Annotated in this window: 17 protein-coding genes; 8 read left to right on the top strand and 9 right to left on the bottom strand. The window is 68.3% G+C overall.

The features are described from left to right. The first annotated feature begins 9 nt into the window (after positions 1–9). Positions 10–198 (top strand): hypothetical protein, encoded by a 189-nt coding sequence (locus B3D50_RS02900; protein ID WP_286949330.1) that lies wholly within the window; start codon positions 10–12, stop codon positions 196–198. On the opposite strand, the gene trpE is transcribed toward B3D50_RS02900, so the two are convergent. Further along, positions 195–1,718 (bottom strand): anthranilate synthase component I, encoded by a 1,524-nt coding sequence (gene trpE / locus B3D50_RS02905; RefSeq protein WP_286949331.1) that lies wholly within the window; start codon positions 1,716–1,718, stop codon positions 195–197. The genes B3D50_RS02900 and trpE overlap by 4 nt on opposite strands. Further along, positions 1,718–3,649, bottom strand: coding sequence for a peptidylprolyl isomerase (locus B3D50_RS02910; RefSeq protein WP_286949333.1), 1,932 nt, complete (start codon positions 3,647–3,649; stop codon positions 1,718–1,720). Before B3D50_RS02910 ends, trpE begins: the two co-directional genes overlap by 1 nt. A gap of 130 nt (positions 3,650–3,779) precedes the next feature. Between B3D50_RS02910 and tpiA the strand changes: the two genes are divergently transcribed. The 5 genes from tpiA (at position 3,780) to B3D50_RS02935 (ending at position 9,172) form a co-directional block, all read left to right on the top strand. Continuing rightward, positions 3,780–4,529 (top strand): triose-phosphate isomerase, encoded by a 750-nt coding sequence (gene tpiA, locus B3D50_RS02915; RefSeq protein ID WP_286949335.1) that lies wholly within the window; start codon positions 3,780–3,782, stop codon positions 4,527–4,529. An 89-nt stretch (positions 4,530–4,618) separates the two neighbouring features. Then, positions 4,619–5,023, top strand: coding sequence for a preprotein translocase subunit SecG (gene secG / locus B3D50_RS02920; RefSeq protein WP_223850708.1), 405 nt, complete (start codon positions 4,619–4,621; stop codon positions 5,021–5,023). 125 nt (positions 5,024–5,148) lie between these two features. Then, positions 5,149–6,801, top strand: a complete 1,653-nt coding sequence (locus tag B3D50_RS02925) for a CTP synthase (protein WP_040345199.1) — start codon at positions 5,149–5,151, stop codon at positions 6,799–6,801. Positions 6,802–6,874: 73 nt separating this feature from the next. Further along, on the top strand, positions 6,875–7,024 hold the full coding sequence (locus tag B3D50_RS02930; RefSeq protein WP_286949336.1) for a hypothetical protein: 150 nt from the start codon (positions 6,875–6,877) through the stop codon (positions 7,022–7,024). Positions 7,025–7,156: 132 nt separating this feature from the next. After that, on the top strand, positions 7,157–9,172 hold the full coding sequence (locus B3D50_RS02935) for a TonB-dependent receptor (RefSeq protein WP_286949337.1): 2,016 nt from the start codon (positions 7,157–7,159) through the stop codon (positions 9,170–9,172). A gap of 8 nt (positions 9,173–9,180) precedes the next feature. On the opposite strand, the gene B3D50_RS02940 is transcribed toward B3D50_RS02935, so the two are convergent. Both B3D50_RS02940 and B3D50_RS02945 read right to left on the bottom strand, forming a co-directional pair. Next, entirely contained in the window at positions 9,181–10,239 is a 1,059-nt protein-coding gene (locus tag B3D50_RS02940) for a GGDEF domain-containing protein (RefSeq protein ID WP_286949338.1), read from the bottom strand. Positions 10,240–10,321: 82 nt separating this feature from the next. Then, complete coding sequence (locus tag B3D50_RS02945; RefSeq protein ID WP_286949339.1) at positions 10,322–11,791, bottom strand: DEAD/DEAH box helicase; 1,470 nt, start codon at positions 11,789–11,791, stop codon at positions 10,322–10,324. Positions 11,792–12,014: 223 nt separating this feature from the next. Here B3D50_RS02945 and B3D50_RS02950 point away from each other — a divergent pair, with 223 nt between their 5' ends. After that, the gene (locus B3D50_RS02950) at positions 12,015–12,386 is read left to right on the top strand and encodes a hypothetical protein (RefSeq protein WP_286949341.1); all 372 of its coding nucleotides are present in this window, start codon (positions 12,015–12,017) and stop codon (positions 12,384–12,386) included. 58 nt (positions 12,387–12,444) lie between these two features. On the opposite strand, the gene topA is transcribed toward B3D50_RS02950, so the two are convergent. Further along, positions 12,445–15,078 (bottom strand): type I DNA topoisomerase, encoded by a 2,634-nt coding sequence (topA, locus tag B3D50_RS02955; protein WP_286949342.1) that lies wholly within the window; start codon positions 15,076–15,078, stop codon positions 12,445–12,447. Between the two features lie 152 nt (positions 15,079–15,230). On the opposite strand from topA, the gene B3D50_RS02960 reads away from it, so the two are divergent. Continuing rightward, a complete protein-coding gene (locus B3D50_RS02960) occupies positions 15,231–15,416 on the top strand; it encodes a hypothetical protein (protein ID WP_040345201.1) in 186 nt (61 codons plus the stop codon). Here B3D50_RS02960 and dprA read toward each other — a convergent pair. The 4 genes from dprA to B3D50_RS02980 are packed head-to-tail and all read right to left on the bottom strand — an operon-like array spanning position 15,413 to position 19,429. Continuing rightward, positions 15,413–16,501, bottom strand: a complete 1,089-nt coding sequence (dprA, locus tag B3D50_RS02965) for a DNA-processing protein DprA (protein ID WP_286949343.1) — start codon at positions 16,499–16,501, stop codon at positions 15,413–15,415. The two genes, B3D50_RS02960 and dprA, sit on opposite strands and share 4 nt — an antisense overlap. Then, positions 16,498–17,136, bottom strand: coding sequence for a glycerol-3-phosphate 1-O-acyltransferase PlsY (gene plsY, locus B3D50_RS02970; RefSeq protein ID WP_128719937.1), 639 nt, complete (start codon positions 17,134–17,136; stop codon positions 16,498–16,500). Before plsY ends, dprA begins: the two co-directional genes overlap by 4 nt. A gap of 14 nt (positions 17,137–17,150) precedes the next feature. Further along, complete coding sequence (gene pyrC, locus B3D50_RS02975; RefSeq protein ID WP_286949345.1) at positions 17,151–18,449, bottom strand: dihydroorotase; 1,299 nt, start codon at positions 18,447–18,449, stop codon at positions 17,151–17,153. Further along, the gene (locus B3D50_RS02980; protein ID WP_286949347.1) at positions 18,446–19,429 is read right to left on the bottom strand and encodes an aspartate carbamoyltransferase catalytic subunit; all 984 of its coding nucleotides are present in this window, start codon (positions 19,427–19,429) and stop codon (positions 18,446–18,448) included. The genes pyrC and B3D50_RS02980 overlap by 4 nt, the downstream gene beginning before the upstream one ends. Between the last annotated feature and the right edge of the window lie 12 nt (positions 19,430–19,441).

A 19,441-nucleotide genomic window follows, 5' to 3' on the forward strand; every position in this document is an offset into this window, starting at 1 on the left:
AAATCCGTCTTGACCCCTGTAGAATGCATCCGTGACGCCCGCGCCCTGTTGAACGAGGCGCCCAGCGAACAACCCAAGCCGCTGCGCCTGTTGGCGGCGGCCGCCTTCGCCGCGACGACGGCGATGCTTTTGGCCGGGACCATGGTCGTGGGCCCCGGCGTGTCGTTTGACCAGGGTTCCACGGTTTCCAATCCTTAGACTGATCCGCCGGCGCCCTGGCCGCGAGTGGTCGCGGTGAATCGCCACGCTTCGGCGGCGGCCTTCATCGGCGCGCGGGCCTTGGCCAGGGTCTCGGCGTATTCGGCGGCCGGGTCGCTGTCGGCGACGACGCCTGCGCCCGCCTGAACGAAGATCTGGCCCTTCGCGAACATGGCGGTGCGCAGGACGATGCAGATGTCCGCTTCGCCATTGGCCGAGATGTAGCCGACGCCGCCGCCGTAGCCGACGCCGCGCTTCTCGGTCTCCAGTTCGTCGATGACCTCCATCGCCCGCACCTTGGGCGCGCCCGAGAGCGTGCCTGCGGGCAGGGCGGCCAGAAGCGTGTCCACCGCGTCCAGCTTGGGATCAGCCGCGCCGTTCACGTTGGAGACGATGTGCATGACCTGGCTGTAGCGCTCGACTACGAAGCTTTCCGTGACCTCGACCGAGCCGGGCTTGGAGACGCGGCCCACGTCGTTACGGCCCAGGTCCAGCAGCATCAGGTGCTCGGCCCGTTCCTTGGGATCGGCCAGCAGTTCGACCTCCAGCGCCTTGTCCTGTTCGGTCGTGGCGCCGCGCGGGCGGGTGCCCGCCAGCGGGCGGATAGTGACGCGGCCGTCCTTCAGCCGGACCAGGATTTCCGGGCTGGACCCGGCCAGTTGGAAGTCGACGTAGTCGAGGAAGAACAGATAGGGCGACGGGTTGCCGCGACGCAGCGACCGGTAGAAGGCGAACGGATCCTGGCTCCACGGGGCCGAGAAACGGTGCGCCAGCACGACCTGGAAGATGTCGCCCGCGGCGATGTAGTCCTTGGCCCGCGCCACCATGCGGCCGAAGGCGGCCTCATCGACGGGGGAGTGGAAGTCGGGCGCCGGGACCGGCTCGACTTCGCGCTGGATCGGCAGGGGGCCGCGCAGGCGGTCCTCGAAGTCCTCCAGACGGGCCTCGGCGGCGGCGTAGGCCTGGACTGGATCGCTTGCGGTGTCCGGATAGGCGGCGGCGATCAGGACGATTTCGTGCTTCACCGAATCGAAGATGGCGACCAGGGCCGGGCGCGCCATGACGGCGTCGGACAGGTCCAGCGGATCGGGATTTGCGGCGCCCAGAGGCTCCAGCAGGCGCACCATGTCATAGCCGAACACCCCGAACAGACCGGCGGCCATCGGCGGCAGATCGGCGGGCAACTCGAACTTGGTCGCCGCGATCAGGGCGCGCAGGGATTCCAGCGCGGGCCGGTCTTCAGGCGTGAAGACGTCGGACAGAACGTCGGCGCCGCGCGCGATCTCGGCCTTGCCGTCCCGGCAGCGCCAGACCACGTCCGGCGACAGGGTGACGAAGGAGTAGCGGCCGTTGACGGCGCCGCCCTCGACCGACTCGAACAGGCTGGCGTAACGCCGCCCGTGCCCGACCTTCAGGAAGGCTGAGACGGGGGTCTCCAGATCATCGACCAGGCGGCGGACCAGAACCTGGGGTCGGCCCGCCGTCAGGCCGGCGATGAAGGCGTCGCGTTCTTCGTGCATTACTTCTTGGCGGGAGCAGGCGCAGCCGGAGCCGCAGGCGCAGCGGCCGGAGCCTCCACGCCCAGGGCTTGCAGGGCCAGGGCCGGGTCGTTGCGCGACTTGGTGCGTGCAGCGGCGGCGGCGATGGTGCGGTCGGCCAGGGTGTTGGCCAGCTCTTCGGTCAGACGCGGGCGGGCCTGTTCGGCCAGCGGCGCGGCCAGGGCCGGATTGGCGGCGTGGATGGCGTCCACGCGGCCGACGACGAAGGCGGTCTGCGACTGGGCGTCGGAGAAGACCTGACCCTTGCTCTGACCGAACAGGCCGCGCAGCACGCCGTCGCCGACCTGAGCCTGCGACTCGCGGCTCTGTTGCACGCCAGTGCGGACCGTCAGCGGGGCGCCGGCTTCGGCGGCCACCTTGGCGATGTCCTCGCCGGCGCGGACGCGACCGGCCAGCTGCTCAGCCTTGGCCGACAGCAGGCGCGCGTTTTCACGCAGGGTCCACTGCTGGCCCAGCGGGGCGCGCACTTCGTCCAGCGTCGGCAGGGCCGACGGGCGGATGTCGTCCAGGCGGACAGCGAAATACTGGCCGTCGCCGGCGTCGATCACATCGCTCTCGCCGCCCTTGGTCAGGGTGTAGGCGCTTTCCAGAACCTGGCGAGGGGCGTTCATCGGCTGGCCGTCCGGCAGTTGGCCCTGCTGGGTGAAGGGCGGCAGCTGGATGACGCGGGCCTTGGCGGCCGTGGCGGCGTCGGCCAGGTTCTTGCCTTCCTGACGGGCCTTCTCGAACTGCTCGACCTTGGCGTAGGTCGCGGCCTTGACGGCCTCGGCCTGCAGCTCCTGGGTCAAGGCGGGACGGGCGCTTTCCAGCGTCACGGCCTGACCGGCCTGAATGGCGGCCAGCTTGGCGACGGTGAAGCCCAGACGGCCCTGGATCGGGGCCGAAACCTGGTCGACGGTCAGGCCGAACACGGCGGCGCCGACGGCGGGGTCGCCCACGGCGGCCTGCGGCGTGGCCTTGTAGTCGCCCAGCTGGATGTTGTTGGCCTTGGCCACCTCGGCCGGAGCCTTGCCGGCGCGCAGGTCGGCGGCGATCTTGTCGGCGGCTTCCTTGGTCGGAACGGTCAGGGTGACGAAGGTGCGCTTTTCCGGGTCAGCCAGGGCGGCCTTGCGGAACTCATAGCGCTCTTGAATCTGTTCTTCGGTGACCGTCGGGCGCGGGTCGTTCGGACCCGGCGTGAACAGCACCAGGGAGATCATGCGGAACTCGGGGCTGCGCAGACGCGCCTCGTTTTCCTTCATGAAGGCGGTCAGTTGGGCGTCGGTCGGGGCGCCTGCGCGGCCGGCCATGTCCTGAGTGACCGAGAACCAGCGGCCGTCGCGCGTTTCTAGCGCCTGACCCGCCAGCAGGGCGGCGTAGACGCGCGGCGCCTGAAGACCGGCGAATACGGCCGAACCGACGTGCGAGGTGACATACTGGTCGCGCAGATCCTGCTCGAGCATTTCCGAGGTCAGGTTCTGCTGGGCCAGGGCCTGGGCGTAGAGGTCTTTGTCGAACTGGCCGGTGATCTGGTTGAAGAAGGCCGGAATCTTGCGGATTTCCGCCAGCACCAGCTCCTTGCCCGGACGGATGCCCGCCTTATAGGCCCAGTCTAGGAAGCCCAGGCGCTGGGTCTGGCTGTCCAGATACTGCTGGTGCAGGTTTTCCTGGACCATGTCGTCATAGCTGACGGGACGACCGGCCTGTTCCTGCAGATTGGCGCGCACGCGTTCGAAGTCGGCGCGGAACTGGTTGGAATCGACGCTGCGGTCCCCGGCGCTGATGATATGGCGCGGCCCCAGATTGGCGAAGATGTCGGATTGCGCCCCGACGATCAGGAAGCTGAGGATGATCAGGGCGAACAGGCCGGCGGCCCATTTCGACTTGGCGAAGTTTCGGAAGTACGTGATCATCGAAAAGAACCTGACGAGGGCCGGCGTCGAAAGGGCGCCAAGGGTCGCGTATAGGGGGTGCGGGGCCGCCGCCGCAAGTGAGGCTTGACGACATCTTGGCTTCCGCCGCCGTCGCCACTAGACAGGCCGCATGAAACAATCTGTGAAGCTGGTCGCCGGCAACTGGAAAATGAACGGCCTGGGCGCGAGCCTGGCCGAGGCTGAAACCCTTGAGAAGGCTCTGAAGGAACAGGCTGCGGCTTGCCGCGTGGCCCTGTGCCCGCCCGCCACCTTGATCGATCGCATGGCCCAGGCCCTGAAGGGCGGCGTCGTCGAGATCGGCGGGCAGGACTGCCACGCCGAGACATCGGGCGCCTACACCGGCTCGGTCTCGGCCGAGATGGTCCGCGATGCGGGCGCCGGTCTGGTGATTCTCGGCCACTCGGAGCGCCGCGCCGGATTCGGCGAGACCGACGCCGACGTCGCCGCCAAGGTCGAGGCCGCCTTGGCCGCCGGTCTGGAGCCGATCATCTGCATCGGCGAGACGCTTCAGCAACGCGAAGCCGGGCAGGCGGTCGAGGTCGTCAGCCGTCAGGTCGCGGGTTCGCTTCCGGCCTCGCTGGCGGGCAAGGCGTTCGCCGTCGCCTATGAGCCGGTCTGGGCCATCGGCACCGGCCTGACGCCGACGCTGGAGCAGATCGAGGAAGTCCACGCCGCCGTGCGCGCGACCATGGTCGCCAAGCTGGGCGAGGGCGGCCGCGCCGCCCCAATCCTGTACGGCGGCTCGGTCAAGCCGTCGAACGCCAGGGAGATCCTGGCGGTGGCCGAGGTCGGCGGCGCCCTGGTCGGCGGCGCCTCTCTGAAGGCCGAAGACTTCCTGGGCATCATCCGCGCGGTTTGACCGCGCGCCTGAGCGTTTGCCCGAAACCTCCATCAATGTTAGAGGCGGCCGCTTGATCGGCGCGCTTCTGCGCCCACATGAATGACGCCATGCTCCAGACCATTCTGCTCGTCGCCATGATCCTGATCTCGGTCGCCCTGTCGGCCGTGATCCTGCTGCAACGTTCCGAGGGCGGCGCCCTGGGCATGGGCGGCGGTCCTTCGGGCTTCATGACGGCGCGCGGGGCGGGCAATCTGCTGACCCGCACCACGTCGATCCTGGCGATCGCCTTCTTCGTCTGCGCTATCGGCCTGACGATCGCGGGCAACTATGCGCGCGGTTCGCGTTCGGTCATCGACGCCGACGCCGTCGGCTCCATCGCTGTGGATCAGCCGCAACAGACGGCTCCGGCTACGCCTGAAGCCGCACCGGCGACCCCGGCCGCTCCGGCCGCCCCGTCGCTGGACGATCTGGAAGCCAGCCTGCCGGCCGGCCAGGGCGCGCCCGCTCAATAAGGGCGGTCGCCGCCATCGAGTTTTGGGGAAGCGCGCCGCAAGGCGCGCTTTCTTCTTTTGATCAACAGTTGGATTTTTCCTGAGCCCCTGCGCGCAGGACGAATCATGGAGTAAGGTGTCCGCCCATGGCTCGCTATGTGTTCATCACCGGCGGCGTGGTTTCCTCTCTTGGAAAAGGCCTCGCTTCCGCCGCTCTCGGCGCTCTTCTGCAAGCGCGGGGCTACAAGGTCCGCCTGCGCAAGCTGGACCCCTATCTCAACGTCGATCCGGGCACGATGAGCCCCTATCAGCACGGCGAGGTCTTCGTGACCGACGACGGCGCCGAGACGGACCTCGACCTGGGTCACTATGAGCGCTTCACCGGCGTCTCGGCGGCCAAGTCGGACAACATCACGACCGGCCGCATCTATCAGACGATCATTGAGAAGGAGCGTCGCGGCGACTATCTGGGCGCGACGGTTCAGGTGATTCCGCACGTCACCGACCAGATCAAGCAGTTCTGCCTGAACCCGGCCAAGACGGACGGCGGCGAGGACGTGGATTTCGTCCTGGTCGAGATCGGCGGCACGGTCGGCGACATCGAGGGGCTGCCCTTCTTCGAGGCGATCCGTCAGCTGGAGCAGGATCTGCCGCGCGGCCAGTCCTGCTTCGTCCACCTGACCCTGCTGCCCTTCATCAAGACCGCCGGCGAGATGAAGACCAAGCCGACGCAGCACTCGGTCAAGGAGCTGCGCTCCATCGGCATCCAGCCCGACATCCTGCTGTGCCGCTGCGAGGCGCCGATCCCGGCCGACGAGAAGCGCAAGATCGCCCAGTTCTGCAACGTCCGTCCCGACAGCGTTATCCAGGCGATGGACTCGGCCGACATCTACGCCGTGCCGCTGGACTATCATCGCGAGGGTCTGGACACCCAGGTTCTGGCCCACTTCGGCCTGACCGACGCGCCTGAGCCGGAGCTGTCCGGCTGGAACGAGATCGTGCGCCGCCGCCTGCATCCGGACGGCGAGGTCACCATCGCCGTGGTCGGCAAGTACACCGTCCTGAAGGACGCCTATAAGTCGCTGATCGAGGCCCTGCAGCACGGCGGCGTGGCCAACAACGCCAAGGTCAACATCGACTGGGTCGAGGCCGACACCTTCGCCGGCGACCCGCAGGCCTGCGCCGAGCGGCTGGAAGGCGCCCACGCCATCCTGGTGCCCGGCGGCTTCGGCGAACGCGGGGCCGAGGGCAAGATCGAGGCGGCGCGCTACGCCCGTGAGCGCAAGATCCCGTACTTCGGCATCTGCTTCGGCATGCAGATGGCGGTGATCGAGGCGGCGCGAAACCTGGCGGGCTATCCCAAGGCGACCTCGACCGAGTTCGGCCCGGCGGAAGAACCGGTCGTCGGCCTGATGACCGAATGGGTCCAGGGCAATGAGCGCGTGAAGCGCGAGCAGGGCGGCGATCTGGGCGGCACCATGCGTCTGGGCGCCTATGCGTCCACCCTGGCGCCTGGCTCGAAGATCGCCGAGATCTACGGCCAGACCGACATCAACGAGCGCCATCGTCACCGCTATGAGGTGAACATCAACTATCGGCAGGCGGTGGAGGAGAAGGGCGGCCTGTTCTTCGCCGGTCTGTCGCCGGACGGCGTGCTGCCCGAGACGGTGGAGCGCAAGGATCACCCCTGGTTCATCGGCGTGCAGTATCACCCCGAGTACCGCAGCCGCCCCTTCGCTCCGCACCCGCTGTTCGCCAGCTTCATCGAAGCCGCGCTGGTGCAGAGCCGCCTGGTCTGATCACGAATCCTTGTTGGGGATTTCGCCGAACCGTGTGTCATCATGTTGTTAACCTTTCCGAGGTCGATGCAACATGGCAGGCGACATTCTCTACTTCCTGCACCGGCATTTTCGCGCGGTGTTTCTGATCGGCGCCACGATCGGCGTGATGGCGCTCGGCCTGATCGTTCGCGGCGTTCTGGGGCTGCTGTTCAGCGCCTCGACCGGCGGCGGCGCTGGTTGAGGGCGTTCCCGAGCTGAGGTTTCTCGGGCAGCGGTCATTTGACGCGCAGACGCTGCGGCTCGGCCGACGACAAGCCTGACCGCATCGACTATCCCTGACCTGATCGCCGAGCGATTGGCAGGGAGTTCAGCATTGATCGAGTTTCAGACGCACGTCATTGACGAGGTCGTGGTGACGGCGGCGCGGTTGCCGCCTGCGGCGGGCGAGGCGGCCTTTTCTGTCATTCGGCTGGACGAAGCGGCGCTGGCGCGCGCGGATCGGCTGGACGAGGCCCTGAGCGCTGTCCCGGCCGTGTCTCTGTTCCGGCGCACCTCCAGCCTGGCGGCCAACCCCACGACACAGGGCATTTCCTTGCGCGCCATCGCGCCGTCAGGCGCGGGGCGGACCCTGGTGACGCTGGACGGCGTGCCCATGAACGATCCCTTCGGCGGCTGGATGATCTGGTCGCAGACGCCGACGGAGAGCCTGGAGAGTCTCGACATCGTGCGGGGGGCCGGGGCTGGCCCCTATGGCGCGGGCGCTCTGACGGGCGTGATCCAACTGCGCGAGCGGGAGCGCGGCGGCGTGCTGTCCGTCTCGGTCGCTGAACGGGGAGGGGCGCGGCTGGCCGGGGCGGGCGGATTCGATCTCGGGCCGGCGCGGCTGAAGGCGTCCACCCTGTATGAGACCAGCGACGGCTATACGCCTGTGCGCGGCGCGGCGGCGGGGGCGGCGGATACGCCGCTGGATCTGGAAGCGCGCGCGGCGGCCCTGCGTCTGGACGCGCCGCTGGGCGAGGCCAGCGTGTCGCTGCGGGGATCGATCTATGACGAAGAACGCGGTTCAGGCCTCGCGGGGGCTCGATCCAGCGCCAGCGGCCACCTGCTGTCCGCCACGGCGGCGCGCCGAACGGACGAGGGCCGCTACGGCTGGCGCTTGCAGGCGTGGCGGCGCGAAAGCGACTTCGCCAACACCTCCGTCGCCGTGGCGGCCGATCGCAGCGCGACCACGCCCGCCAATGACCAATATGAAACCCCTGCGACCGGCTGGGGCGTCAACGCCGCCTTGCGTCGCGCGACGCGCGACGTCGCCGGAGGGCGGCTGGAATGGGAGCTGGGCGCCGACGCCCGCTTCAACGAGGGCGAAACGCGCGAGCGTTTCCGCTTCATGCAGGGGGCCTTCACCCGCGATCGCGTGGCGGGCGGCGAGACCTCGGTGGCGGGCGTCTATGGCGAAGGGTCGTGGAGCGACGACCTGTGGCTGGTGGCGGGCGGCCTGCGGCTGGACGGCTGGCGTAACGAAAACGGCCGGCGGCGAGAGTGGGACCGCGCCACGGGCTCGCCGACCTTGGATGAGAGCGATCCGGATCGTTCGGGCGAGGTGGTCAGCGCCCGCCTGGCGGCGCGCCGTTTCATCGGCGGCGGTTGGGCGGCGCGAGCGGCGGCCTATTCCGGCTTCCGCCCGGCGAGTCTGAATGAGCTGCACCGTCCGTTCCGTGTCGGCAACGACCTGACCGAGGCCAATGCGGCTCTGGTTCCCGAGACGTTGCAAGGGATCGAGGCTGGGCTGGCGTTCGAGGGGCCGATTTCGGCCTTCGGGGTCAATCTGTTCTGGAACCGGATTGAGGACGCCATCGTCAACGTCACCATCGCCGAGGGGCCGGGAACGTTTCCGCGGGCGGGTTTCGTTCCGGCGGGCGGCGTTCTGCGCCAGCGTCAGAACGCCGGGACCATCGAGGCCAAGGGCGTGGAGCTGACGGCGCGTCAGGCGCTGCGAGGCGGCTTGACCCTGAACGGCGCCCTGTCGATCACCGACGCGCGGATGGACGGCGGATCAGCCGCGCCTCAGCTGACCGGGCTGCGTCCCGCGCAGGCGCCGATCTGGAGCGCGACGGGCGGGCTGGACTGGCAGACGTCGGACCGGCTCGGGCTGTCGCTGCAGGCCCGCTATGAAAGCAAGCGGTTCGAGGACGATCTCAACAGCCGCGTGCTGGAGGCCGCCGTCACCGTCGACGCCCGTGCGGAATGGCGCGCCGGACCGCGAACCCTGCTGTGGCTGGCGGCGGACAATCTGTTCGACGCCGAGGTCGAGGTCTCGGAAACGGCGGGCGGCGTTGCCGGCTACGCTCCGCCGCGCATCCTGTCGCTGGGTCTGCGCCTGTCCTACTGAGGCGTGGCTCAGGCGGCGGCTGAGGCCGCCAGCTCGGCGTTGGTGACGCGGTTCCTGCCCGTCCGTTTGGAGGCGTAGAGCGCTTCGTCGGCGCGTTCCAAGAACTGCGAAGCCGCCTCGCCGGAATGGCGAAGGGCGAAGCCGATGGAAATGGTCACGGCCCCCAGGTCGTCATTGGTCGAACGACGACGCAGGCTGCGCGAGGCGATCTCTTCCCTGGCGGCGTTGAGGGCGGCTTCGATCGCGCCCCCCGTCTCGCGCGGGAAGATGACGGCGAACTCTTCACCGCCATAGCGGGCGGCGATGCGCGGCGTGCGCGCGATGCGAGCCAGGACGCTGGCGACATAGCGCAGCACCTGGTCGCCCGTCTGATGGCCCCAGGTGTCGTTGAAGCGTTTGAAGTGGTCGATATCGATCAGCGCCAATCCGATGGGCGTGCCGTCGCTCTCGGCTTCGTCGCACATGCGTTGCAGTTGTTCGTCGAACGCCTTGCGGTTGGCCAGATTGGTCAGGGCGTCGGTCATGGCGTCGCGACGGACCTGCTCCAGGTGATCGCGCAGCTTGACGACTTCGCGGTTGGAGGATTCCAGACGACGCTCCAGCGCGGAAGTGTGGCGTCGGATCCGCCGCGTGGCGTCGCTGAGGGAGGAAACGATGACGCCCAGGCTGTCGGTGTCAGGCGCCGAGGCCATGCGGTCGACCGCCTGTGACAGGGTGTCGCCGTAGTCGGCCTGGCTTTCGCGCGCCTTGTCGATGGCGGCGGCGACGGCGGCCAGTTCGCGGTTCAGCACGGCGCCCGCGTCGCGAATCTCTTCGGACAGGCGGCTGCGGGGCAGGAACTCGGCGGCCAGCATCTCGGCCGTGGTGTCAGTGAAGGGCGCGCCGCTGGCCAGCAGCCGCGCCATCTCCTGGCTCAACGGGCTGTCCGGCGCGCTGAGATAGTGCAGCCAGAGCTCGAAGTTCAGCGGGGTCGGCCAGACGCCTGCCTCTTGCATCGCATCAACCGCGCGGTGCGCCAAGGCATAGGCTTCCGGACTACGAACCGTGGTTTCGACCTGAGTGGTCATGCCTTGAAGCGCCCCTGGAAAGTTCAGGCCAGGAGGTTAGCCCGGCCTTCCGTAACGCAGGGTTAAATCAAGAACCGAGACGTCAATCAGCAAAAATAACCGGGCGACGCAGGAAAGCCGGCACATCATCACCGAAAGCGCTGCCCCGGATATCGCCGGACGATTTGGCGACGGCAGGAGCGGCGGCGGGAGCCGCAATCGAGGCGCGATCATCGGACTTCTTGCGGCTGCGCGAACGACGCGGCGCTTCATCGGCCTTGGGCGCGATGACTTCAGCGGCGACGGGCGCGTCGGACTCGATGTCGACCGGGGCGGCTTCAACCGTCTTGCGCGAACGACTGCGTTCGCTGCGCTCGCCGCGTCCACGGCCGCGCGAAGAGCGGCTGTCGTCGCGCGGGCGATCCTTGATCGAGGCGAAGTCGATGTCGTCCAGCGGCAGTTCGACCGGCTCCTTCTTGATCAGCTTCAGCACCTTGTCCAACGACTTGTCGTCGGCGGGCGTCACGATCATGAAGGCCTCGCCCAGACGCCCGGCGCGGCCGGTGCGGCCGATGCGGTGGACGTAGTCGTCGGCGTGGTGCGGAACGTCATAGTTGAAGACGTGGCTGACCGCCGGGATGTCCAGACCGCGCGCGGCGACGTCCGATGCGACCAGCAGCTTCAGCGCGCCGCTGCGGAAGTCGGACAGGGTCTTCATCCGCAGGGACTGATCCAGATCGCCGTGGATCGGGGCGGCGTCGAAGCCGTGGACCTGCAGCGACTTGGCGACGATGTCGACTTCCGACTTGCGGTTGCAGAAGACGATGCCGTTCTGGACCTCGCCGCGCTCGACCAGGGCGCGCAGGGCGGTGCGCTTGGCCTTGGGGTCCGAGGTCGGCAGGCGGGTGATGTGCTGGGTGATGGTGTCGGCGGTCGTGGCCGGGCGCGACACCTCGATCCGGGTCGGATCCTTGAGGAACTGCTGCGTCAGGCGCGTGATCTCCGGCGGCATGGTGGCCGAGAAGAACAGGGTCTGGCGGCGCGGCGGCGTCAGCTTGAAGATGCGCTCGATGTCCGGGATGAAGCCCATGTCCAGCATCCGGTCGGCTTCATCGACCACCATCAGCTCGACCCCGGTCAGCAGCATCTTGCCGCGATCGAACAGGTCCAGCAGGCGGCCCGGCGTGGCGATCAGCACGTCGACGCCCTTGTTCAGGGCGGCGACCTGGTCGCCCATGGAGACGCCGCCGATCAGCAGCACCCAGTTCAACTTGGTGCCCTTGGCGTATTTGGCGAAGCTTTCGGCGACCTGGTCGGCCAGTTCGCGAGTCGGCGCCAGCACCAGTGCGCGCGGCATCCGGGCGCGGGCGCGGCCCGAGGCCAGGCGGTCGACCATGGGCAGGGTGAAGGCGGCCGTCTTGCCTGTGCCGGTCTGGGCGATGCCGAGGACGTCGCGTCCGGCCAGGGCCACCGGGATGGCCTGTTCCTGAATGGGGGTGGCGGTCGTGTAGCCGGTATCGGCGACCGCTTGCAGGGTCGTGGGCGAAAGGCCCAGCTTGGAAAACTCAGTCATGCAGTCCTGAAGGGACGGAGGATAGCGTTCGCAAACGCCTTCAGCTGACGGAACCGCCCCTCTTGGGCGAGCGGGCGGCGCGCATCGCCAGTCCTGTTCCGAGCCTGCGGCCGTATAAGGAAAGCCCTACGCCTCAGTCAAGTATTTCTGTTCGCAATAGCCCCGCTTGGCAACAGCGTGCGGCCATGTATGGTCCGCCAAAGGGGCGGGAGAAGGATATCGAATGCGCGCTGCCGTATTGATCGCGGTGATGCTTGTCGCTCCAGTCAGCGCCAAGGCGTCGGATCGCGGACGGGCTGCTGACGCCATGCAGGCGGCGTTCGGCAATACGGTTGTCTCCCACTATCCTGACGGGGATTGGGTCAAACACTGGTTTGATCGCGACGGGGCCTATCGCGCCCTGTTTTCAGACGGGCGCCGTCTGACGGCCCGTTGGGCGCGCGAGGGCGACAAGGTCTGCCTGAACGAGATACGTCCCCGCATGATCATTTCGCGCTTCTGCACCCCGTATATCGAGGCGTCCGTGGGCGAGAGCTGGCCGGGGCGCGATCCACTGGGACGCCGCGTCCGCAATGAACTGATCGCAGGACGGTAGGATTAGGTTCGCTTCCAGGAAAAAACGCCCCCGTTCGCAAGAACGGGGGCGTTTTTCTTTATTCGGCTTCGGCGGCCTTGGCCTTCTTGGCCGGAGCCTTCTTCGCGGCCGGCTTCTTGGCCGCGGGCTCCTTCTTCGCTGCGGGTTTTTTCGCAGCAGCCTTCTTGGCAGGCGCCTTCTTCTTCGGCGCGGCCTCGGCCTTGGCGGCCAGCAGGGGCAGGGCGGCCTCCAACGTCATGTCTTCGGGCGCCGTGCCCTTGGGCAGGGTGGCGTTGATCTTGCCCGACTTGACGTAGGGGCCGTAGCGACCAGCCATGACCTGAACGGCCTCGCCCGTTTCCGGGTGGGCGCCCAGTTCCTTCAGCGGCGCGGCGGCCGAGGCGCGGCCTGCACGACCTGCGCGCTTTTCAGCCAGCAGGGCCACCGCGCGGTTCAGGCCGACGTCGAACACTTCCTCGATGTCCGCGACGTTGGCGTAGGTGCCCGCGTGCGCCACGAACGGACCATAGCGGCCCAGGCTGGCGGTGATCATCTTGCCGTCTTCGGGGTGCGGACCCACGTCGCGCGGCAGGCTGAGCAGGCGCAGCGCCTTCTCCAGATCGATCGAGGCCGGGGACCAGCCCTTGGGCAGGGACGAGCGCTTGGGCTTGTCCGCGTCCGGGGGCGTGGTTTCGACATAGGGGCCGAAGCGGCCGATCTTCAGATGCACCGGCTGGCCGGTCGCCGGATCGACGCCCAGTTCGCGATCGCCGCTCTCGGCGCCGCCGTCGGCCGCGTCGGGCGAGGCCACCGGGCGGGTGTATTTGCACTCCGGATAGCGCGAGCAGCCGATGAAGGCGCCGAAACGGCTGGTCTTCAGGCTCAACTGGCCTTCATGGCAGACCGGGCATTCGCGGGGATTGGATCCGTCGCCCTTGTTCGGGAAGATGTGCGGGCCCAGCGCCTCGTTCAGCTGATCGAGGATCGCCGTGGTACGCAGTTCGCCTGCGGCCTGCGTGGCGGCGTGGAAGTCCTGCCAGAAGCGGCGCAGCAGGGTCTTCCAGTCCAGATCGCCCGCCGACACCTCGTCCAGCTGGGTCTCCAGCGCGGCGGTGAAGTCGTATTCGACCCACTTGGCGAAGAACTGTTCCAGGAAGGCCGTGACCAGCCGTCCCTTGTCTTCGGGATAGAAGCGGTTCTTGTCCATGCGGACGTATTCGCGGTCGCGCAGGGTCGTCAGGATGGAGGCGTAGGTCGACGGGCGACCGATGCCCAGCTCTTCCAGCTTCTTGACCAGGGTGGCTTCCGAGAAGCGCGGCGGCGGTTCGGTGAAGTGCTGGTCGGTGCGGATCGCCTCGACCTTGGCCTTGGCGCCTTCCTTCAGCGCGGGCAGGCGTCCGCCCTCGTCCTCGTCGTCTTCAGCGCCCTTCTGCTTCTCGTCGCGGCCTTCTTCATAGGCGGCGATGAAGCCGTCGAAGACCACGACCTGGCCGGTGGCGCGCAGGCCGGTCTGGCCGTCGGGCGTCTCGATCTCGACCGTGGTGCGGTCTAGACGCGCCGACTCCATCTGCGAGGCGATCATCCGCTTCCAGATCAGCTCATACAGGCGCTGCAGGTCGTTCTCGAGCCGCAGGGTGTCGGGGCTGCGCAGGATGTTGGTCGGACGAATGGCTTCGTGCGCTTCCTGGGCGTTCTTGGCCTTGGTCTTGTAGTAGCGCGGCTCAGCCGGGACATAGGCGGGGCCGAAGCGCTGGCCGATGGCCTCGCGCGCCTGGGCGATGCCCTCGGGCGTCACATAGACGCCGTCGGTACGCATGTAGGTGATCAGGCCGCCGGTGTCGTCGACGCCCTCATACAGCTTTTGAGCCGCCTGCATGGTGCGCTGGGCGGTGAAGCCCAGCTTGCGCGCGGCTTCCTGTTGCAGGGTCGAGGTGGTGAAGGGCGGGGCGGGAGACCGCTTGGCCGGCTTCTTCTCGACCGACTTGATGGTGAAGTCGCCGCTGTGAACGGCCTCGCGCGCAGCCATGGCCATGGCCTCGGACACGATGTCCAGGCGCTGGACGCGCTTGCCGTCATGCTTGACCAGACGGGCGGTGAAGGGCGGGCTGTCGGCGATCAGGTCGGCCTCGACCGACCAGTATTCCTGAGCCTTGAACTTCTCGATCTCCATCTCGCGATCGACGACGATGCGCAGGGCGACCGACTGGACGCGACCCGCCGAGCGGGCGCCCGGCAGCTTGCGCCACAGCACCGGCGACAGGTTGAAGCCCACCAGATAGTCCAGCGCCCGGCGCGCCAGATAGGCGTCCACCAGCTCCATATCCAACTGGCGCGGATTGGCCATCGCTTCCAGCACGGCGGACTTGGTGATGGCGTTGAAGGTGACGCGCTGGACGTCAGTGTCCTTCAGCGCCTTCTTCTTGTTCAGGATCTCCAGAACGTGCCAGCTGATCGCCTCACCCTCGCGGTCGGGGTCGGTCGCCAGGATGACGCGGTCGGCGGCCTTGGCGGCCTCGGCGATCTCGGACAGCCGCTTGGAGGCCTTGGCGTCGACCTCCCAGTGCATGGCGAAGTCATCGTCGGGCAGGACCGAGCCGTCCTTCGACGGCAGATCGCGGACGTGGCCGTAGGAAGCCAGAACCTTATAGTCCGAGCCCAGGTATTTATTGATGGTCTTGGCCTTGGCGGGGCTCTCGACGATAACGAGATTCATGGCGCTCTATCGGGGAAAACGGGGCGCGAACGTGGTTGCGGCGGACGCGGAAGTCAATCGGCCCGTTTTATATGAGCAACCTTTCCGGGTAACGTGAGTTTACAAACCTCCTTGAGTTGTGTTCCTCTCAGGCGTTCTCGGGAGGGTTGACGATGAACAAGCCAGTGCAACGACGTCGCAAGGCGACAGGCCCTGACCTGACGGACTATCCGGTCCGTGAATATGTGGCCGCCATGGCCACGGAACTGGCCGGAATGGCCCGCTGGGACGGGGATGAGCGGTTGGCCGGACTTCTGGAAAGCGCGGCGGATATGGCCCGCCGCACCGCGCCCGCCTAGGTCGAGGCCAGTCCGCCGGGCAGCAAGGTCGCCCGCCCTGCGAGGTGAAGCTCCAGCAGGGCGGCGGCCGTTTCCGCAATTGACAATCCGGCGGCGCGCGCCAGTTCGTCGCGACCGATGGGTGTCGGCGACAGCAGGGCTTCGATACGATCCAGCACCGCATCGTCGATCTGATCCGGCGAACCGGCGGCGAACGGCGAATCAGCGGGCGGTTCGCGCAGCGTCCGCAGAGCGGCGTAGGCCCGCTCTATGTCCTCGATCCCTTCGCACAGGATGGCGCCCTGACGCAGCAGCTCGTTCGGCCCTTTGGAGCGCGGGTCCAGCGGCGAACCCGGTACGGCGAAGACGTCGCGCCCCTGTTCGCCCGCCAGCCGCGCGGTGATCAGGGAGCCTGAGCGGATTTCCGCCTCGACCACCACCACGCCGCGCGACAGGCCCGAGATTATGCGGTTGCGACGCGGGAAGTCGCGCGCCTGCGCCCGCGCGCCGACGGGGCTTTCCGATACGATGCAGCCGCGCTCGGCGATCTGGCGATACAGGTCGGCGTTGTCAGAGGGGTAGACGTCATCCACGCCGCCGCCCAGCACGGCGACCGTACCGGTCTCCAGCGCGCCCAGATGCGCCGCCGCATCCACGCCGCGCGCCAGACCCGAGACGACGACCTGGCCGCGTTCGCCCAACTGCTGGGCCAGGCCGCGCGCGATGCGCTGGCCGCCCGCCGAGGCGATGCGCGCCCCGACGATGGCCATGCAGGGCCGCTGCATCAGGGCCGGATCGCCCAGCGTCCACAATAGGGGCGGCGGCGGATCGACGGCGGCCAGGGCCTCAGGATAGGCGGTCTCGCCCCACAGGATCAGCCGCGCGCCGATACGGGCGCCGGCCTCCAGTTCGGCCTCGAGGGTTTCGGGCGCCGGGATGGAATAGCCGTTGCGTCCCCGGCTGCGGATCAGGTCGGGCAGGGCGTCCAAGGCGCGCCCGGCCGAACTGAACCGCTGCAACAGTTGGGAAAAGGCCACGGGGCCGACGCGGTCGGTCCGGGCGAGCCGGAGGCGGGCCAAGCGCTCGGCCTCCGACAGGAGCGTCACGCCTTCTTCGCCCCGATCTTGGGCTCGGCGCCTTTCAGCAGGCGGCCGATGTTCTCATGGTGGCGGATGAAGATCAGGACGGCGGTGAAGACCGCCATGATGAAGATGGGCTGCGGCGCAGGCAGACCCAGCGCAGGCAGGGGCAGCAGGGCGTAGAGCGGCGTCAGCGCCGCCGCCACCAGGGCCGACAGCGAGGAATAGCGCAAGGCGAAGGCCATGATCAGCCAGGTCGCCGCCGCCAGCAGGCCCAGCGGCCAGCACGCGGCCAGGATCAGGCCGAAAAAGGTCGCCACCCCCTTGCCGCCCTTGAACCCCAGCCAGATGGGGAACAGGTGGCCCAGGAAGGCCGCGCCCCCGGCGATGGCGCCCGCGACGTCGGTCCCTAGAAGATGTCGCGCGATCAGCAGGGCGACCGCGCCCTTGCCCGCGTCCAGGATCAGGGTGGCGATGGCCAGATCCTTGCGCCCGGTGCGCAGGACGTTGGTCGCGCCGATATTGCCCGAGCCGATGTTGCGCACGTCGCCCGCGCCCGCCGCGCGGGTCAGGACCACGCCGAACGGGATGGAGCCCAGCAGGTATCCGCCAATAGCCACAAGCCCGAGCGTAAGGAGCGCCGGCCCCGCCAGATCCTGCAAGTGATTCGCTCCCCTTAACGTGCGTCGTGGACGATGCGGCCCGAGACGACGGTGAGCAAGACCCTCCCTTGCAGTCGGCGCCCGTCAAAGGGCGAATTCTTCGACTTGGAGCGCAGGGTCGAGGCGTCGATCACCACCGGCGCACCGGCGTCGAACAGCACCAGATCGGCAGGCGACCCTTGCGACAGCTCACCGGCCTCCAGCCCCAGCAGGGCCGCCGGGCCTTGAGTCAGCGGCCGCAGCACGTCCAGCAGGTCGACACCGTATTCGTGGTGCAGCGTCAGGGCGGCGGGCAGCAGGGTCTCCAGACCCACGGCGCCCGGCTCGGCCTCGGCGAACGGGCGACGCTTGTTCTCGGCCGGTTCGGGACAGTGGGCCGAGGTGATGACGTCGATCAGGCCGTCGCGCACCGCTTCGACGAGGGCCTGCCGGTCGCTCTCGGCGCGCAGCGGCGGGTCCAGCCGGTAGAAGGTACGGTAGTCGCCGATGTCGATCTCGTTGAAGCACAGGTGGTTGATCGAGGCCGAAGCCGCGACCTCCAGCCCCCGCGCACGGGCGCGCGCCAGCGTCTCCAGCGCGCCCTCGGTCGAGATCTGGTCGATCAGGAAGCGTGCGCCGGTCTGCTCGACCAGGGCCAGGTCGCGTTCCAGCTGGATGCGCTCGGCGATGGCGGGCGCGCCCGACAGGCCCAACCGCGTCGCCAGTTCGCCTGAGGTCGCGACGGCGCCCTCCGACAGCCACGGCTCGGTCGGGCGGCAGGCGATCAGGGCGTTGAACGATGCGGCGTAAGACATCACCCGTTGCAGCGTGCGGGTGTTGCGGATCACCCGGTCGCCGTCGGTGAAATAGAGGGCGCCCGCCTCGTGCATCAGGCCGATCTCGGCCATGCGTTCGCCGTCGCGGCCTTGCGTCGCCGCACCCGCCGCGCGGACGTGGACCAGATCGAGCGCCGCGCCGCGTCGCTGAATGTGGTCGATCAGGGCGGGGTCGTCGATGGCCGGATCGGTGTCGGGCTGGACGACGATGGTGGTGACGCCGCCCGCCGCCGCTGACAGGCTGGCCGACTTCAGCGTCTCCTTGGGTTCGTTGCCCGGCTCGCCGGTCTTGACCCGGATGTCGATCAGGCCGGGCGCCAGGCAGCGGGCCTCGGCGTCGATGATCTGCACGCCTTCGGGGCGTTGGGTCGCCTGGCCGTGGATGACCTCGACGATGCGGCCGTTCTCGATCAGGACCGCGCCGGGGCCGTCATAGTCGCTGGCCGGGTCCAGCAGGCGGGCGTTGATGATGGCGATCGGCTGTTGAGCGGCGGTCATGCGGCGCATCCCGCGCGGCGGTGGGCGAGGGCGGCCAGGACGGCCATGCGGGCGGCGACGCCCATCTCGACCTGATCCTGGATCAGGGAGACGCTCAGATCGTCGGCCACGTCGGAATCGATCTCGACGCCCCGGTTCATCGGGCCGGGGTGCATGACCTTGGCGCCCGGCGCGGCCCAGGCCAGCTTTTCGCGGTCCAGACCCCAGAAGCGGAAATACTCGCGCGTCGAGGGGATCAGGGCGCCCGCCATCCGCTCCAGCTGAAGGCGCAGCATCATCACCACGTCGACGCCCTTCAGGCCGTCCTTCATGTCGTGGAAGACCTCGCAGCCCCAGCGGTCGGCGTCGCCGGGCACCAGCGTCGGCGGTCCGATCAGTCGCACCCGCGCGCCCATCATCTGCAGTAGGGCGACGTTCGAGCGCGCCACGCGGCTGTGGGCGATGTCGCCGCAGATGGCGATGCTCAGCCCGCCCACGTCGCCGAAGGCGCGTCGCATGGACAGCAGATCCAGCAGAGCCTGCGTCGGGTGCTCGTGGCGCCCGTCGCCGGCGTTGACGACGGCGCAGCCGACCTTCTGCGACAGCAAATCCACCGCGCCCGAGGACGCATGGCGCACCACCAGAATCTCCGGCTTCATGGCGTTCAGCGTCACGGCGGTGTCGATCAGCGTCTCGCCCTTCTTCACCGAGGAAGAGGCGACCGGCATGGTCACGACGTCGGCGCCCAGACGCTTGGCCGCGATCTCGAAGGAGGAGCTGGTCCGCGTCGAGTTCTCGAAGAACAGGTTCACGACTGTCTGACCGCGCATCAGGTCGACGCCCTTGGCGGATTGCCGGTTGAAGTCGACGAAGGCGTCGGCCAGGTCCAGCAAGGCCAGGGCGGCGGGCGGGTTCAGATCGCCTGCGGCCAGGAAGTGATCGCGGGGGAACGGGGTCAGCCGTTCCTGAATGAGTTCGGTGACGGGAGCGGCTTGGGTCATCGAGACGCCGCT

Origin of the sequence: Brevundimonas sp. UBA7507, from assembly GCF_002478355.1 — a bacterium.
Taxonomy (GTDB): domain Bacteria; phylum Pseudomonadota; class Alphaproteobacteria; order Caulobacterales; family Caulobacteraceae; genus Brevundimonas; species Brevundimonas diminuta_D.